Source organism: Leifsonia sp. Root1293 (genome assembly GCF_001425325.1).
In the GTDB taxonomy this organism is placed as follows: Bacteria; Actinomycetota; Actinomycetes; order Actinomycetales; family Microbacteriaceae; genus Orlajensenia.
In genome coordinates, this window is sequence record NZ_LMEH01000002.1 from 163,588 (window position 1) to 178,971 (window position 15,384).

At 69.4% G+C, this 15,384-nt stretch carries 17 protein-coding genes; 9 read left to right on the forward strand and 8 right to left on the reverse strand.

Annotation, left to right across the window (positions count from 1 at the left end):
- Window positions 1-105 precede the first annotated feature (105 nt).
- Window positions 106-531 carry a hypothetical protein gene (locus tag ASC59_RS12605; RefSeq protein WP_055823673.1) on the forward strand — a complete coding sequence of 142 codons (426 nt, stop codon included), beginning with the start codon at window positions 106-108 and terminating at the stop codon, window positions 529-531.
- A 9-nt stretch (window positions 532-540) separates the two neighbouring features.
- On the opposite strand, the gene ASC59_RS12610 is transcribed toward ASC59_RS12605, so the two are convergent.
- Window positions 541-1,632: an SDR family NAD(P)-dependent oxidoreductase gene (locus ASC59_RS12610; protein WP_055823676.1), complete on the reverse strand. Its 1,092-nt coding sequence runs from the start codon at window positions 1,630-1,632 to the stop codon at window positions 541-543.
- A gap of 169 nt (window positions 1,633-1,801) precedes the next feature.
- Between ASC59_RS12610 and ASC59_RS12615 the strand changes: the two genes are divergently transcribed.
- The 3 genes from ASC59_RS12615 to ASC59_RS12625 all read left to right on the forward strand — a co-directional run bounded on the left by ASC59_RS12615 (window position 1,802) and on the right by ASC59_RS12625 (window position 4,366).
- Complete coding sequence (locus ASC59_RS12615; RefSeq protein WP_055823679.1) at window positions 1,802-2,359, forward strand: TetR/AcrR family transcriptional regulator; 558 nt, start codon at window positions 1,802-1,804, stop codon at window positions 2,357-2,359.
- A gap of 49 nt (window positions 2,360-2,408) precedes the next feature.
- Window positions 2,409-3,377: an LLM class flavin-dependent oxidoreductase gene (locus tag ASC59_RS12620; RefSeq protein ID WP_055823682.1), complete on the forward strand. Its 969-nt coding sequence runs from the start codon at window positions 2,409-2,411 to the stop codon at window positions 3,375-3,377.
- A gap of 122 nt (window positions 3,378-3,499) precedes the next feature.
- Window positions 3,500-4,366 carry an AraC family transcriptional regulator gene (locus tag ASC59_RS12625; protein WP_055825456.1) on the forward strand — a complete coding sequence of 289 codons (867 nt, stop codon included), beginning with the start codon at window positions 3,500-3,502 and terminating at the stop codon, window positions 4,364-4,366.
- Window positions 4,367-4,373: 7 nt separating this feature from the next.
- On the opposite strand, the gene ASC59_RS12630 is transcribed toward ASC59_RS12625, so the two are convergent.
- Window positions 4,374-4,784 carry a TIGR03618 family F420-dependent PPOX class oxidoreductase gene (locus tag ASC59_RS12630; protein ID WP_055823685.1) on the reverse strand — a complete coding sequence of 137 codons (411 nt, stop codon included), beginning with the start codon at window positions 4,782-4,784 and terminating at the stop codon, window positions 4,374-4,376.
- A gap of 349 nt (window positions 4,785-5,133) precedes the next feature.
- Window positions 5,134-6,087, reverse strand: coding sequence for an alpha/beta hydrolase (locus ASC59_RS12635; protein WP_055823688.1), 954 nt, complete (start codon window positions 6,085-6,087; stop codon window positions 5,134-5,136).
- A gap of 83 nt (window positions 6,088-6,170) precedes the next feature.
- Between ASC59_RS12635 and ASC59_RS12640 the strand changes: the two genes are divergently transcribed.
- From ASC59_RS12640 to ASC59_RS12650, 3 genes are all read left to right on the forward strand, one after another.
- The gene (locus tag ASC59_RS12640; protein ID WP_055823690.1) at window positions 6,171-6,560 is read left to right on the forward strand and encodes a DUF1801 domain-containing protein; all 390 of its coding nucleotides are present in this window, start codon (window positions 6,171-6,173) and stop codon (window positions 6,558-6,560) included.
- A gap of 129 nt (window positions 6,561-6,689) precedes the next feature.
- Window positions 6,690-6,956 carry a DUF7218 family protein gene (locus ASC59_RS12645; RefSeq protein ID WP_055823693.1) on the forward strand — a complete coding sequence of 89 codons (267 nt, stop codon included), beginning with the start codon at window positions 6,690-6,692 and terminating at the stop codon, window positions 6,954-6,956.
- 33 nt (window positions 6,957-6,989) lie between these two features.
- Window positions 6,990-7,841, forward strand: a complete 852-nt coding sequence (locus ASC59_RS12650; RefSeq protein ID WP_055823695.1) for a hypothetical protein — start codon at window positions 6,990-6,992, stop codon at window positions 7,839-7,841.
- Between the two features lie 142 nt (window positions 7,842-7,983).
- Here the strand turns inward: ASC59_RS12650 and ASC59_RS12655 are convergent, their stop codons facing one another.
- Entirely contained in the window at window positions 7,984-8,937 is a 954-nt protein-coding gene (locus tag ASC59_RS12655) for an aldo/keto reductase (protein ID WP_055823698.1), read from the reverse strand.
- A 164-nt stretch (window positions 8,938-9,101) separates the two neighbouring features.
- Here ASC59_RS12655 and ASC59_RS12660 point away from each other — a divergent pair, with 164 nt between their 5' ends.
- Window positions 9,102-11,393, forward strand: a complete 2,292-nt coding sequence (locus ASC59_RS12660) for an LLM class flavin-dependent oxidoreductase (RefSeq protein WP_055823701.1) — start codon at window positions 9,102-9,104, stop codon at window positions 11,391-11,393.
- Window positions 11,394-11,516: 123 nt separating this feature from the next.
- Here the strand turns inward: ASC59_RS12660 and ASC59_RS12665 are convergent, their stop codons facing one another.
- The 4 genes from ASC59_RS12665 to ASC59_RS12675 are packed head-to-tail and all read right to left on the reverse strand — an operon-like array spanning window position 11,517 to window position 13,205.
- A complete protein-coding gene (locus ASC59_RS12665; protein ID WP_055823702.1) occupies window positions 11,517-11,999 on the reverse strand; it encodes a MarR family winged helix-turn-helix transcriptional regulator in 483 nt (160 codons plus the stop codon).
- Entirely contained in the window at window positions 11,996-12,826 is an 831-nt protein-coding gene (locus ASC59_RS12670) for a potassium channel family protein (RefSeq protein ID WP_056010136.1), read from the reverse strand. Before ASC59_RS12670 ends, ASC59_RS12665 begins: the two co-directional genes overlap by 4 nt.
- Window positions 12,827-12,869: 43 nt before the next feature.
- Window positions 12,870-13,022 carry a hypothetical protein gene (locus tag ASC59_RS17280; protein WP_157488132.1) on the reverse strand — a complete coding sequence of 51 codons (153 nt, stop codon included), beginning with the start codon at window positions 13,020-13,022 and terminating at the stop codon, window positions 12,870-12,872.
- 3 nt (window positions 13,023-13,025) lie between these two features.
- Complete coding sequence (locus tag ASC59_RS12675) at window positions 13,026-13,205, reverse strand: hypothetical protein (protein ID WP_055823708.1); 180 nt, start codon at window positions 13,203-13,205, stop codon at window positions 13,026-13,028.
- A gap of 132 nt (window positions 13,206-13,337) precedes the next feature.
- On the opposite strand from ASC59_RS12675, the gene glgX reads away from it, so the two are divergent.
- A complete protein-coding gene (gene glgX / locus ASC59_RS12680) occupies window positions 13,338-15,377 on the forward strand; it encodes a glycogen debranching protein GlgX (RefSeq protein ID WP_055823711.1) in 2,040 nt (679 codons plus the stop codon).
- Window positions 15,378-15,384: the final 7 nt, after the last annotated feature.

Consider the following 15,384-nt stretch of genomic DNA (forward strand, 5'->3'; position numbering starts at 1 on the left):
CACGAAGTCCGCGGCCGAAGCGCGCTGTGTGAGGGAACGACGCTTCGGACGCACGCTTCGCGCGGTCCTCGGCGAGCAGGAGCCCGCGATCCGTAGGCTGAATGGATGAACGCCTGCGACTCACTCGCCGAGACCGCGACCCGGCTCGCGGCGGCCGGCCACCGCTCGCGACGCTTCCTGGTCGAGCTGGGCTCCGCCGCCGGTGGGGTGCGCAGCGGACCGCTCTGGGTCATCGACGCCGGGCTGGGCGGGCGCAATGTGCTCAGCGGCCGCGGCTTCCGCCGCCGGTTCGATGACGGCAGCGATGGCCAGGCGCGGCACTTCGCCGGGCTGGTCGCGGTGAGCGCCCGACTCGGGGCACCGCTCACGCGCTGGCTCTCGGTGCATGTGGGGCGCGACCATCCCGACTCCGCGGACGGACGCCTCACCGATTCGGCGATCGCCTTCGCGAGCGGCATCCGGAGCGGAGAGCTCGCGCAGAGTTCCGCGGCGGAGTGGATCCGCCGGGAACTCTGCGCGAGCCGCCGATAGCTGTGGTCGCTACGCGACCGACCAGCCGCCGTCCGACGGGAGGATGACGCCGTTGACGTTCACGCCGTCGTCGCTGAGCAGGAACGTGATCGACGCGGCGAGCGCCTCGGCCTCGGCGGCATCCGGCAGCAGGGTCATCGCGAGCTGAACGCGCGCTGCACCGAGGGGCGAGCCGAACGATGCCTCGATGTTCGTGATGGTCGGACCGGGGGCCACGGCGTTCACACGGATGCCGCTCGGTCCGTACATGAAGGCTGTCGACTTGGTGATGCCGGCGACGGCGTGCTTCGACGCCGTGTAGGCGACTCCGGCGGCTGAGCCTCGGAGGGCAGCCTCGGAGGCCGTGTTCACGATCGAGCCCTTCGCCTGCGCGAGCATGGCGGGGATGACCGCCCGGGTGAGCTTCATGGTTCCGGTCACGTTGATGTGGAACACGCGGTCCCAGACGGCGTCGGACACCTCGCCGACGGGCGTCATGTCATCCATGATCCCGGCGATGTTGGCCAGGCCGTCGATGCGGTCGCCCGCTGCGTCGACGATCGCGGCGATGGCGGCGTCATCGGTGATGTCGCCGGACACGACCACGACATCGGAGCCGGCGTGGTCGGCAGCGAACTCGTCGAGGCGCTCCTGCGAGATGTCGACGGCGATCACGCGGCCGCCTTCGCGAGCCACGCGGGAGGCGGTGGCACGGCCGATGCCGGACCCCGCACCCGTGACGATGATGGTCTGGCCGTCGAAGCGACCGCCGGTCACCTTCTCGACCCACTCCGGAGCCTCGGCGACGGGCACGACCTCTTCGGTGTCGGTGGTGACGGATGCCCCGCCGGCGCCGGCATCCGCAGCGCCCTCAGCACCGGTCGCCGCGACCGGAACATCGCCGGCCGCAGCCCGCGCCACGAGGGCGTCGACCGCCTCCTGCGAGAACTGGCCCTTGCTGAGCTTGATGAGGCGCTTCAGCGCCAGACGGTGCACGGGCTTCAGGACGTCGGCATCCTGTCCGGACTGCGCGAGCATCTCGCGCAGGATGGGTCCGCCCACGGGGTGCTCGAGCCAGGTCTTGATAGAGGAGTCGCCGGTGAGGGGTGCTGGGGTGCTCATGCTGATGTTTCCTTCTGTTCTCTCGGGTGGTCGTGGTGTCGTGACGTGATCGGATGCCTCGTCGACCGGCGTGTCCCGTCGGTGACGTCCGCCCCGGCGGCGTGAAGCACTGCGCGATCCACTGGACTCCACATACCGGACTACGTTGTCCGGTTGTACGCTAACACCTGTGCCTGAGAACCCGAAAGCGAATCGCGGCCCCAGCGCCGGGCCGGCGAATCGGGCCGCACTGATCACGGCCGCTCGCGAGGTCTTCGCGGAGTCGGGCCTCGACGCTCCGCTCAGCGCGGTCGCCCGCCGGGCCGGAGTGGGCCAGGGCAGCCTCTACCGCCACTTCCCCGATCGGATCGGCCTCGCCGTGGCCGTGTTCGACGACAACATCGCCGAGCTCGAGTCCCTGGCCGCCGCATCCGGGTCGACGCTCGTCGACCTCTTCGACGGCATCGCCGAGCAGGCCATGAGCTCCACCGCACTCATCGAGCTCACGGCTGCCGCCCGGCACGACGAGCGGGCCGAACATCTCGCCAGCCGCATGACGACCCTCGTCGACGCGCTGGTGATCCGCGATCGCGCCTCGGGCCGCATCCGGGAGCAGGTCACGACGGAAGACGTGATGCTGGCGATCGGCATGCTCGCCTTCCTTCTGGCGAAGACGGATGCCGACGACCGCGTGCACGTGGCCGACCGAGCGCGCGGCATCTTCCGCGCGGCCTTCACCGAGGAGTAGGGCGGCCGTCAGCCTGCTGCCGCTCCGACCCCGCTGCTAGCGTGGCGAGATGACCGAATCCCAGGGCGCCGCCGTCGGCGTCATGCTCCCCCGTGACCTGCCCGCCGCCGACGTCATCCCGTTCGCCCGACGGGCGGAGGAGCTCGGGTTCGCCGAGCTCTGGGTGGTCGAAGACCTGGGCTTCCGCGGTGGCATCGCGCAGGCGGCATCCGTTCTCGCCTCGACGTCGCACATCGTGCTGGGCATCGGCATCCTCCCGGCCGGCGCTCGCAACGCCGCGTTCGCCGCCATGGAGCTCGCCACGCTGGAGCAGCTGTTCCCGGGGCGTCTCGTCGCCGGCATCGGGCACGGGATGCCGCAGTGGATGCGGTCGATCGGCGCCTGGCCGGCCAGCCCGCTCACCCTGCTCGAGGAATACCTCACCACAGTGCGCGGCCTGCTCGCCGGGGAGCGCGTCGACACCGCCGACTCGGCGCGCTACGTGAAGCTGGCAGACGCCGGCCTCGAGCCGTCGTCGATTCCGGCTGCCGCGCCACCCGTGCTAGCGGGCGTGCGCGGACCCAAGTCGCTCGCCGTCTCGGGCCGCGTCGCCGACGGCACGATCCTCGCCGAGCCGGCCGGCCCCGAGTACGCGCGGGCTGCCCTCGGACACATCGCGGCCACGGGACCGCACCGGCTCGTCACCTTCAACATCGGCTCGGTGCATCCGGATGCCGATGTCGCCATCGACGCCGCGCGACCCGGCCTCGCGGCCATCGGCGAGCCCGACTGGGCGCCCCACATCGCGCCGCTGCCGTTCGCGGCCGAGTTCGCCGCGCTGCGGGCCAACTGCGCCTCGGGCGAGGACTTCGTCGCACGGATGCCGGCCGACTGGGTGCCGCAGCTGGCCCTCGCCGGCACGGCGGCGCAGGTGCGCGACAGGCTGGCCGAGCTCTCGACCGCGGGAGTGACGAGCAGCGTGTTCATCCCCGTGGGCTATCCGTTCGAGGCATTGGAGTCGCTCGCCTCGGTGCTGTGATCCAGACCACGGCGCGGACCGGTCCGGCGTTCGGGGCAGAGGCCGAGGCCGATCGAATCGGTCCGCAGGTATCGGGCGAGGGCCGATCCTGACGCGCATGCTTGATGGCGAAGGGGGAATCAGTGATCGCACTTCTCAACCAGGTCGTCGACCACGTCGAGGATCACCTCGCCGAGGAGACCGATGTCGCCGGCGTTGCGAGCAGCCTCGGAACGACCGAGTACCACCTCCGTCGCATGTTCTCGTCGCTGGCGGGCATGCCGTTGTCGGAATACATCCGGCGACGTCGGATGACCGCCGCGGCGGCAGACGTCGTCGGAGATGACATGCTGCTGGAGATCGCCCTGCGCTACGGCTACGGGTCGACTGACGCGTTCGGTCGTGCATTCCGAGCAGTGCATGGTGCCAGCGTCGGTGATGTCCGTCGCCACGGCGGCCCCCTTCGCACGCAACCACGGCTCAGGTTCCGCCTGAGCGTAGAAGGGAACACCTCCATGGACACTCGAATCACGGATCGACCCGGATTCCGACTCGTCGGCCACTCGGCTCGCGTACCGCTCATCCACCACGGTGCGAATCCGCACATCCAGGCCCACATCGCCGGCCTCCCGATGTCGGAGCACGCCAGACTCAAGCAACTCGGCAACACCGAGCCGGTGGGGCTCCTCCAGGTGAGTGCAGATGTCGACCCCGACTACACGGAGGGCAGCGAACTCATCTATCTCCACGGCGTCGCCGTCACTGAGGAGACACCGGTGCCGGCAGAACTCGACGCGATCGAGGTTCCCGCAGGCACGTGGGCCGTGTTCCGTGTCGACGGGGACTACCCGGCGGCACTGCAGTCCACCTGGGCCGCAACAGCCACCGACTGGTTCCCGTCGAACCCGTGGCGCCTCCGGCCCGGACCCTCCATCGTGGCAGTGCTCGACCGCGCTGCCGATTTCAGTACGGCGACGTGCGAGTTGTGGCTGCCGGTGGAACGGGCCTGACGGCGTCCTACTTCTGAACGAGGCCCGGCGAACCGAGCACCTTCGTCACAGTGATCGCGATGACCACGCGCAACGGATTCGGCTGGGGCTGACGATAGCGGGCGGAGTACCGCTCGACGGCATCCGCGACGCTCTCCGGATCGCGCAGGATCTGGGCGGTTCCCGCCAGAGAGAGCCAGTGCCGGCCCTCGACCTGGCCGATGGTGGCGAGCACGCCGCGTTCGACGTTGCGCACCTTCTGCGATGGGCCCGAGGTGATGATGCGCGCGATCAGCTCACCCGAGTCCCGCTGTTCCACGGTGAAGCCGACAGCGACGACATGGATGCTGCCGTCGGGCGCAATCGTCGAGAGCGTGGCCAGGTGGCGGTCGGTGACGAAGGTGAGTCCGTCTGGGCTGAGTCTGGCGAGTTTCGTCATCGGGTCCATCATCGCTCACTGCGGGGAGACACACACCGCTGGTCGAGTAGTGCCCGAGCGGAGCGAGGACACGTATCGAGACCACCGCGCCCGCTGGTCGAGTAGTGCCCGAGCGCAGCGAGGACACACGCCCGCTGGTCGAGTAGTGCCCGAGCGGAGCGAGGACACGTATCGAGACCACGCCACGGATGCCGCAGGCCCACGCGGCGGCCGGCCTCGGTTGATCTCGATACGCGTCGGACTCCGTCCGGCGCTACTCGATCAGCGGGTGGTGGCTACTCGATCAGCGGGTGGTCACTACTCGATCAGCGGGTGGGCGCTACTCGATCAGCGGGTGGGCGCTACTCGATCAGCGGGTGGTGGGCGGCGGGGCGTCGACCGGGAACAACTCCCGCCGGAGCACCTCCGCCTGGGTGCGCCAGAACTCGCGCGACACGTTCGCCTTGCGGAAGACGGCGTCGAACCCATGGGGTGCACCGGGAATCGTCACGACCTCGCACGGAACACCGCTCGCGTTCAGGCGAGCCGCGTAGGCGATGTCCTCGTCGTGGAACAGATCGAGCGTCCCCACGCCGATCCACGCCGGCGGAAGGCCGGTCAGGTCCTCCCGCCTCGCGGGCGCTGCGTAGGGCGAGACGCCGTCCGACCCCGGCTCTGCGCCCAGGTACGACGTCCAGCCGAAGCGGTTGCTCCCGGACGACCAGATGCGCACATTGCGGGTGTCCATGTCGGTGCGCAGCACCGTGCGATCGTCGAGCATCGGATACACGAGCAACTGGAACGCCGGCGCCACCTCGCCCCTGTCGTGCGCGTACAGCACCAGCCCGGCCGCCAGCCCTCCCCCGGCACTCGCACCACCGACGGCGATCCGCGACGCATCGATGCCCCGGTCGGCGGCGTTCGCGAACACCCAGCGCAGCCCGGCATAGGCGTCTTCGACGGCCGCGAGTGACGGATGCGCCGGCGCGAGTCGATAGCGCAGGGCGACCACGGTGATGCCGAGTGACCGTGCGAAGCCGATGCTCGAGGCCTCATCCTGCTCGGGCGACCCGCTGATGAAGCCGCCGCCGTGAATCCAGAACAGGGCCGGAGCAGTTCCGCGCAGCGAACGAGGTCGGTAGACCCGCAACGACACCGGCCCGGCGCCGTCTGGGCCCGGCACGCTGATGTTCTCGATCCGGATGTCGTCTGGAGCATCCGGAACCCGCGGCTTCCCCTTCTGCATCAGTCGGGTCACGCGCGGCCCGAAGGAGAACTTCGGGATGTAGCGAGCGATGGCGAGATCCGGGTGGAAAGCCGACATGCATCCTCCTCGTTGGACGGAAGGCCATCCTGCCACGAACCGGACACGTGCGTCCGGATGCCTCGCCTCGTCATACTGGCAGCATGCCGCCCGAGTCAGGCTCCGAGGTCGACCTCTGGTTCGACGATCTCGAGCATCCGTTGACGGATGCCGCCCTCCGCCTGCGCACGGCGATCCTCGGCGTCTCCCCGTCGATCGTCGAATCGATCAAGTGGAAGGCGCCGAACTTCGCCACAACCGACGACTTCGCCACCTTCAGCCTGCGCCGACCGAACGCCGTCCAGGTGATCCTGCACACGGGAGCCAAGCCCAAGCCCGAGCATCCGGAGATCGTCATCGACGACCCGGCAGGGCTAGCGAAGCGCCTCGACCGCAACCGATTCGTCGTCACGATCACCAGCGACCAGCAGGCGGCGGTCGCGGAACCCGCCTTCATCACGCTCGTGCGCTCGTGGGTCGACCAGCTCGACTAGCGCGCGACACCCGGGCGAGAACGCCACCCGCACGCCTCCTGTCAAGCACTACTCGGCTCGGGGCATCCGCTCGCAGAATGGGAACGGATGCGGCACGACGGCCGCCTCACATCAGTGAAGGAGGGGCCCATGCCGGGCAAGAGCAATTCGAGCCTGAAGGATCCGGAGCTGTACGAGAAGCTGCGCGACGACGGCAATTCGAAGGAGAAGGCCGCGCGCATCTCCAACGCCGCCGCCCGCGACGGACGCAAGGCCGTCGGTCATCGCGGCGGAGAATCCGGTGACTACGACGACTGGACCGTGCCCCAGTTGCGCAAGCGCGCGAAGGAGATCGGCCTCACGGGCTACTCGGGCAAGCGCAAGAAGGATCTGATCGACGCGTTGCGCGGGCACTGAGCGAGCCGCCGCCGAAAGCGGGAGTATGGGCGCATGCCTGAAGACGCCCTGATCGCCGTGGCCGACGAGCTCTACGCCCTCGCCCCGAGCGAGTTCACGGCGGCGCGCAACGCGCGTGCGCAGGCCGTGCGGTCGGATGATCGCGCCCTGTCGGAGAGCATCCGTGCGCTCAAGAAGCCGACCCCGGCTGCCTGGCTCGTGAATCAGTTGGTGCGCCATCGCTCGGCAGAACTGCGCGAGGTGCTGGACCTCGGTGACGAGCTGCGTGACGCCCAGGAGCGGCGCGACGGTCCCGAGCTCTCACGCCTCACACGCACGCGACGCACTGCCGTCGCAGACTTGGGGCGCGACGCCGCTGCGCTGGCCGAGGAGCTCGGCTCGTCGGTCGGGCGCCCGACCCTCGATGAGGTGGAGCAGACTGTGACGGCCGGCATCGCGGACGCAGCGGCGACCGATGCAGTGCTGTCAGGTCGCCTGCTGCGGCCGTTGATGACCGTGGGCTTCGACCCGGTCGACCTCGATGGAGCCGTGGCCGGCGGCCCAGCTCCGGTGGCGCAGCCCATGCGGCCCGTTGAGGACCTGGCTGCGCGCCGCGAGAAGAAGCGGCGCGAACAGGCCGCGAACGAGGCCGACAAGGCGGCGGCATCCGCACGCCGCGCCCTCGACGATGCCCAGGGAAGAATCGCCACGGCAGAACGGCGGCGCGGCGAGGCCGAGCACGAGCGTGACGACCTCGAGGACCGCCTGCGGCTGGCGACCAAGAAGCTCACGGAGGCCGAGGACGATCTATCGAAGCGGGAGGACGAGCGCGACAAGGCCGAGGCAGCGCTGAAACGCGCTGAGTCGGTGGCCGAGGCGGCTCGGGCTGACCTCGACGAGCGCTGAAGCTCCAGGCGCCAGAACAGGCCGGATGAGCGTTCGGCCGCCGGAACAGGCCAGCTGGGCCTGTTCCGGAGCATCCGGCCTGCTTCGGGCCCGAGGGTCGGGCAGCTGGCGCACCAGGTGCCGGGGCGCCAGGTGCTAGGCGCTACGCCGCGTCGGCCAGGGGCGAGGAGGCGGCGTCGAGCGTCGCGATCTCGGCGTCCGTGAGCGTCAGCTCGGCCACGGCGAGCAACTCGGGCAGCTGCTCGACCGTGCGAGCGCTGGCGAGAGGCGCGACCACGGTGGGCTTAGCGAGCAGCCAGGCGAGCGCTGTGGTGGCGAGAGCGGCGTCGTGGGCTGACGCGACGGCGTCGAGCGCGTCGATGACGGCGAGGCCGTTCTCGGTGAGGTAGCCGCCTGCTCCCCCTGCCCGTGCCGCACCCTCGAGGTCGGCCGCCGTGCGGTACTTGCCGGTGAGGAATCCACTCGCGAGCGAGAAGTAGGGCACGACGCTGAGGCCATGCTCGGCGGCGACGGGAGCGAGTTCGCTCTCGAAGGGCTCGCGGTGCACCAGGTTGTAGTGCGGCTGCAGGGCGATCGGGAGGGCGAAGCCCTCGCGGGTGGCGATGTCGATCCACTCCTGCACGCGTGCAGCCGAGTAGTTCGAGACGCCGACGTAGCGGATCTTTCCGGCAGTCACGAGTGCGTCGAAGGCGGCGACGGTCTCCTCGAGCGGCGTCTCGGCGTCATCGAAGTGCGCGTAGTAGAGGTCGATGTGGTCGGTGCCGAGACGCGCGAGCGACGCTTCGGATGCCGCGGTCACGTTGAACGATGACAGGCCCTGGAAGTCGGGGTGCTGGCTCACCTTGGTGCCGATGACGACGTCGTCGCGGTTGCCGCGAGCGCGCATCCACTCGCCGATGATCGTCTCCGACTCACCGCCGGTGTTGCCGGGAACCCACGAGGAGTAGCCGTCGGCCGTGTCGATGAAGTTGCCGCCGCCCGCCGTGAAGGCGTCGAGCACGGCGGAGGAGGCCGCGGCATCCGAGGTCCAGCCGAAGGTGTTGCCGCCGAGGGCGAGCGGGAAGATGTCGAGGTCGGACGATCCGATGGTGGGCATGCAGCGGCCTTTCGTCAGGGATGGGGCACTCCTCGTGGCAACCGGAGCCGACGGCGAGGCATTCCCGCACCGCCGGCCGACCGCCCGGAGGCGGGCCGGGCGGGATGCGCTGGGCCGAGAGGAGGCAAGGGGAAAGACGAATTGGTTGATGTATCATCTTTCTTATGCACTACGGCCACTCCCTCGAGTTCGGAACCTTCATCACGCCGTCGCACGACCCGGCGAACGGACCTGTCGTGCGAGCGCAGCTGAGCGAACGACTCGGCTTCGACCTCGTCACCTTCCAGGACCACCCCTACCAGCCGGCCTTCTCCGACACGTGGACCCTGATGACCTGGGTCGCGGCGCAGACCGAGCGCATCCGCATCGCACCGAACGTGCTCAACGTTCCGCTGCGCCCCGCAGCCGTCACCGCCCGCGCCGCCGCGAGCCTCGACCTGCTCTCGGGCGGTCGATTCGAGTTGGCGCTGGGCGCAGGCGGATTCTGGGACGCGATCGAGGCGATGGGCGGCCGCCGACTCACTCCCGGCCAGGCCGTCGACGCCCTGAGCGAGGCGATCGACGTGATCCGCGGCATCTGGGACGTGAACGACCGCAGCGTGCTTCGCCTCGACAGCGACTACTACACCCTCGACGGCGCCAAGCGCGGCCCGGCACCGGCCCACGACATCCCCCTCTGGATCGGGGCGTTGAAGCCCCGGATGCTGCGGCTCATCGGGCGGAAGGGTGACGGCTGGCTGCCCTCCCTGGCCTATCTGAAGCCCGGCGACCTCGCGCGCGGCAACGCCACCATCGATGAGTCGGCCATCGAGGCCGGCCGCGATCCGCGCGAGATCCGCCGCCTCGTGAACATCGGGGGCCGCTTCACCCCGTCGAACGGCGGCTTCCTCAGCGGGCCGAGCGCTCAGTGGGTCGACGAGTTGCTGCCCTACGTGCTCGATGACGGCGTGGGCACCTTCATCCTCGCCAGTGACGACCCCGGCACGATGCAGCGCTTCGCCGAGGAGGTCGCACCGGCGCTGCGAGAGGCCGTCGACTCCGAACTGGCGTCGCGGGGCGCCGGTCAAGCCGCTCCCGGCGCGCGGGTGCGCAGCAGGACTGCACTCGCGAAGCGCCGAGAGGGCATCGACTACGACTCCGTGGGCGCCTCACTGGCCGCATCCGCCATCGAACCGGGCGACGCGAAGTTCTCGCGCGTGCGCTCCACCTATATGCGCGGAGGATCGCCGGGAATCGTGCTGCCCGTTCGGACGACAGCCGAGGTCGTCGACGCCGTGGCCTTCGCGCGGGCACACCCGGCGGTGCCCCTCGCAGTTCGAAGCGGCGGCCACGGGATCAGCGGACGCTCGACCAACGACGGCGGCATCGTCATCGACCTCTCCGCGATGAACGTCATCGAGGTGACGGATGCCGCCAGCCGGCGCGTGCGCCTCGGCCCGGGAGCCCGCTGGATGGACGTCGCGGCAGCGCTCGGCGAGCACGGCTGGGCGCTGAGCTCGGGCGACTACGGCGGAGTGGGTGTCGGCGGCCTGGCGACGGCCGGAGGCATCGGCTTCCTGGTGCGCGAGCACGGGCTCACGATCGATCACCTCCGCGCCGTCGAGATGGTGCTCGCCGACGGTTCGGTCGTGCGCGCCAGCGACGACGAGAACGCCGAGCTCTTCTGGGCCGTGCGCGGTGCCGGAGCGAACTTCGGCATCGTGACGTCGTTCGAGTTCGAGGTCGACGAGGTGGGCGACGTCGGCTGGGCCCAGCTCACCTTCGACGCCTCCGACACTTCAGGATTCCTCGAGCGGTGGGGCGCACTCGTGGAGAACGCCCCACGCGATCTCACGAGCTTCGTGCTCGTCGCGCCTCCCCGCGGCGGGCGTGGCGCGTCCGCGATCGTGTTCGCCATGGTCGACTCAGCCGACCCCGACGTGATCATGGATCGGCTGAACCCCTTCGTCGACCTCGGACCACTGCTCGACCAGTCGGTGGTGCTCACCAGCTATGCCGGCGTCATGGCCAACGCCAGCGACGCAGCGCACAACGGCCAGGGAGAACCCACCTCGCGGTCGGGGCTGCTCGAACACATCGACGCCGACTTCGCCGAGGCGGCGGCCGGGCTGATCTCCAGCGGGGCGGTGCACTTCTTCCAGATCCGCGCGGCCGGGGGCGCCGTCGGCGACGTCGCACCCGATGCCACCGCCTATGCCCACCGGTCGGCCAACTTCTCCGTCGTCGCCATCGGTGCCAGCCGCGAGCGAGTCGACGCCGCCTGGGATCAGCTGCTCGAGCACTTCACGGGGCTCTACCTGAGCTTCGACACCGACCTGCGGCCGGAACGGGTCGCGGATGCTTTTCCCCCTGCGACGCTGGCGAGGCTCAGGGCCCTCAAGGCCGAGATCGATCCGCAGAACCTGTTCAGGGACAACTTCAATGTGGTGGAGCGGATAGCGGGTGCCGCTCGCTGAGGGCCGAGCGAAGCGACCGCCCGAAGCGCCTCGATGACGGATGCCGCCCCGGCCGCGGACTTTGGCCGCAGACTTCGGCCGGGCCTCGGCGCGCGAAGGATCGAGACCAGAGCGGCCCCGCCCCTACTTCCCGTGCACCGGCTCCGGCGCATCCTCGGCGAGACGCTCCAGCACGGCACTCGAGATCGAACTCAGGGCGGCCAGCTGCTCGGCCGAGAGCACCTCACCGAAGTAGCGCGACACGGCCGCTGCGTGGCAGTCCCGCGCAGCGGCGATGGCGGCTCGGCCGGCATCCGTCAGTACGATGGTCGTTCCGCGGGCGTCCTCGATGCAGGCCTCCTTGGCCACGAGACCCCGCGACTCCATACGGCGCAGCTGGTGCGACAGTCGGCTCTTCTCCCAGTCGAGGCCGCACCGCAACGCGAGGGCGCGCAACGACTTGTCCTCGGACTCGTCGAGGGCGAACAGGATGTCGAAGTCGGCCTCCGACAATCCCGTCGATTGCGTGAGCTCACGATTGATGCGGCCCGTGAGCTGCGTCCGCAGACGTTGGAACGAGGACCACGCCTCATCGACGTCGGCGACAGAAGGCTCCGCGGTGCTCATCCATCGATTCTAAACTGGTTGACGCCGTCATCCAGTCGTTTGGCCGCGGCCTGCAGCCCGGGGAAGTCGGAGGGCTCCGCCGGCTCGGCTTCGGGCCCGACACCCGGATCGGCGCCCGTCATGGGCGTCGCCTTGTCTGCGGGCGACGGGCGCAGGTGCAGCCGCGCCATCCGCTCGCTCAGGTAGGAGATCACGATGGCGGATGCGGTGCCGACGATGGCGACCCCGCCGACCATGAGCAGCACGGCGTAGCACCGGCCGATGAAGGTGATCGGATAGGCGTCGCCGTAGCCGACTGTGGCCAGCGTCACGCACGCCCACCAGATGGACTCGCCGAACGACGTGATGGTGGCCCCGGGCGCATCGCGCTCGACGTGCAGGGTGGCGAGAGCGATGAAGTACACGAAGGTGACCGTGAAGGCGCTCGCGTACGTGATCACCTCGGCGCGGATCGACGCCCCTGTGTGGTTGCGGAAGTACGGCACGTCTCGCAGGAGGACGAGCACGCGCAGCGCGCGGAACAGCGGCAGGATGACCGAGAGCAGGTCGATGGGGTTCTGGCGCACGAACATCCAGCGTCGAGTTCTCGGCGTCAGCAGCAGGCGCACGAGGTAATCGATGACGAAGACGGCCCAGGTGGCGATCAGCTCGACTCCGAGGACGACACGCAACCACGGGGCGGCATCCGGCACCAGCACGTAGATCGAGTAGAAGACGATGAAGCCGACGCCGAGCACCACGAGCGGAATCGTGGTGAAGGACTCCCAGCGCTTCCGGCGCTCGAGACCGCGGGCGATTCGATCCGGGGGCGCAACGGATTCCGTCATGCCCATCACGGTAGACGGTCGGCCGCCCGCCGTGTAGGAGGAATTACTCCGAGTCGCCGCCGGGTTCCGTCGCCTCGACGGTGTCCTGCTCGACGGCGTTGTCGGCTTGAGGCTCGGCAGGCGAGCCCGGGTTGGCGCCGTTGGCGACCTCGGGGTCGTCGGGCAGAGGCGGCCTGGTGCCGTCGGTGTCGCTCACGGTCTAGCCTGCAGGGTTCTCGGGTTCGCCGTGCACGTCGACCTCGGGCTGCGGCGAATCGGAGTCGGGCGCATCCGGGTTCGACGTGGCCTTGCCCTGGTTGTGCGCGTTGTCGGCGGCGTCGGCGGCGTTGGAGGCCTGTCCCTGCTGAACGTCGTCGCGGTCGTTGTCTGCATCCGTCATGGGATCTCTTCCTGTCGGTTGCAGCGAGCGTATGCCGGGGGCTGGGAGCTCGGCGGGGGGTTGACAATCTCATGCGTTTCGGCGGTGCCCCCTCGTCACGCGCACGTCATCCGCCGGTTGCATACTGGTGCCATGACACCGGTTCGCTCCCTCCCGTACCCGCTCGGCGTGACCCTCCAGGATGGCGGCGTCAACGTCGCCGTCTACTCCGAGACCGCGGATGCCGTCGACTTCTGCGTCTTCGGCGCCGACGGAGAGCAGCGCACCCGACTTTCGGAGCGCACGGGACACGTCTTCCACGGACGCGTCGATGGCGTCGGTGTCGGCACCCGCTACGGCCTGCGCGTCGACGGGCCCTGGGACCCGGAGAACGGGCTGCGGCACAACGCCCACAAGCTGCTCCTCGACCCCCACGCTCGTGCCGTCGAGGGCGAATACACCTGGGGCCAGGAGGTCTTCGGCCACAACCACGCCGACCCGCTGCTCATGGACGAGTCCGACGACGCCGCCTGCGTGCCGCGCTGCGTGGTGGTCGACCCCTCCTTCGACTGGGGCGATGACGCACCGCCGGCGATCCCGCTGGCCGACACCGTGGTCTACGAGACGCACGTCAAGGGCTTCACCAAGCTGCACCCCGATGTGCCGGAGAACATCCGCGGAACCTACGCCGGTCTCGCGCATCCTGCGGCCATCGAGCACTTCACCTCCCTCGGCGTCACCGCCGTCGAGCTCATGCCGGTGCACCAGTTCGTGCAGGACAGCCACCTTCTCGAGAAGGGTCTGCGCAACTACTGGGGCTACAACTCCATCGGCTTCTTCGCCCCACACGGCGAGTATTCCGCTGCAGGAGACGACGGCAGCCAGGTCGGCGAGTTCAAGTACATGGTGAAGTCGCTGCACGCCGCGGGGCTCGAGGTCATCCTCGACGTCGTCTACAACCACACGGCGGAAGGCAATCACCTGGGCCCGACGCTGAGCTTCAAGGGAATCGACAACGCCTCCTACTACCGGCTCGTCGAGGGCGACCGGGGCAGCTACTTCGACACCACCGGAACCGGGAACAGCCTGAATGTCGGGCATCCGGCCGCTCTCGGCCTCATCATGGACTCGCTGCGCTACTGGGTCACGGAGATGCACGTCGACGGCTTCCGCTTCGACCTCGCGACCACGCTCACTCGCCAGGACGGCAATGCCGACCTGCACAGCGCCTTCCTCACCTTGATCGAACAGGACCCGACTCTGGCCGGCGTGAAGATGATCGCCGAGCCCTGGGACACCGCCGGCTATCAGGTCGGCGGGTTCCCGGCCACCTGGTCGGAGTGGAACGGCAAGTACCGCGACGACGTGCGCGACTTCTGGCGTGGAGCCGACGGTGTGCTCGGAACGCTCGCGCAGCGGGTGCTCGGCAGCCCCGACGTCTACGAGGAGTCCCGACGCTCGCCGCTCTCCAGCGTGAACTTCATCACGGCCCACGACGGCTTCACACTGGCCGATCTCACTTCGTACACCCAGAAGCACAATGTGGCCAACGGGGAGGACAACAACGACGGCGAGGATGACAACCGCTCGTCGAACAACGGCGCAGAAGGCCCGACCGACAACGAGGCGGTGAATGAACGCCGGGGCCGTCAGCGCCGCAACTTCCTCGCGACGCTCCTCCTCTCGGCCGGTGTTCCGATGCTGCTCGGCGGCGACGAACTGGGCCGCACCCAGGGCGGCAACAACAACGCGTACTGCCAGGACGACGAGATCTCCTGGTTCGACTGGTCGGCGACGGATGCCGGTCTGCTGGCGTTCACGCAGAGCCTCATCGCCCTGCGCCGCGACAACCCGGCCCTGCGCCCGCTCTGGTTCCGCCAGGCCCCGGAGCACGGCGACACCGACACCGTCGTGGTGCTCCGCTCCGATGCCCAGCCCTTCGCCGATTCGGACTGGGACAATCCCGACGCCCGCTCGATCCTGTTCGTCTTGGAGCACGCCGGCGCTGACAGCTTCGCGCTGGCCCTCAACGCGGCCGAGAACGGAGTCGAGTTCACCATTCCCGCGGCGCCGGGCGGGGCGTGGGAACTCGTCGCGAGCAGCGACCCCGAGCAGGCCGTGACGGGCGAGGGCGAGACGATCATCGTGCGCGACGTCTCCTTCACCCTGTTGCGTTCCGCCGTCAACCCCTGATGGGCTC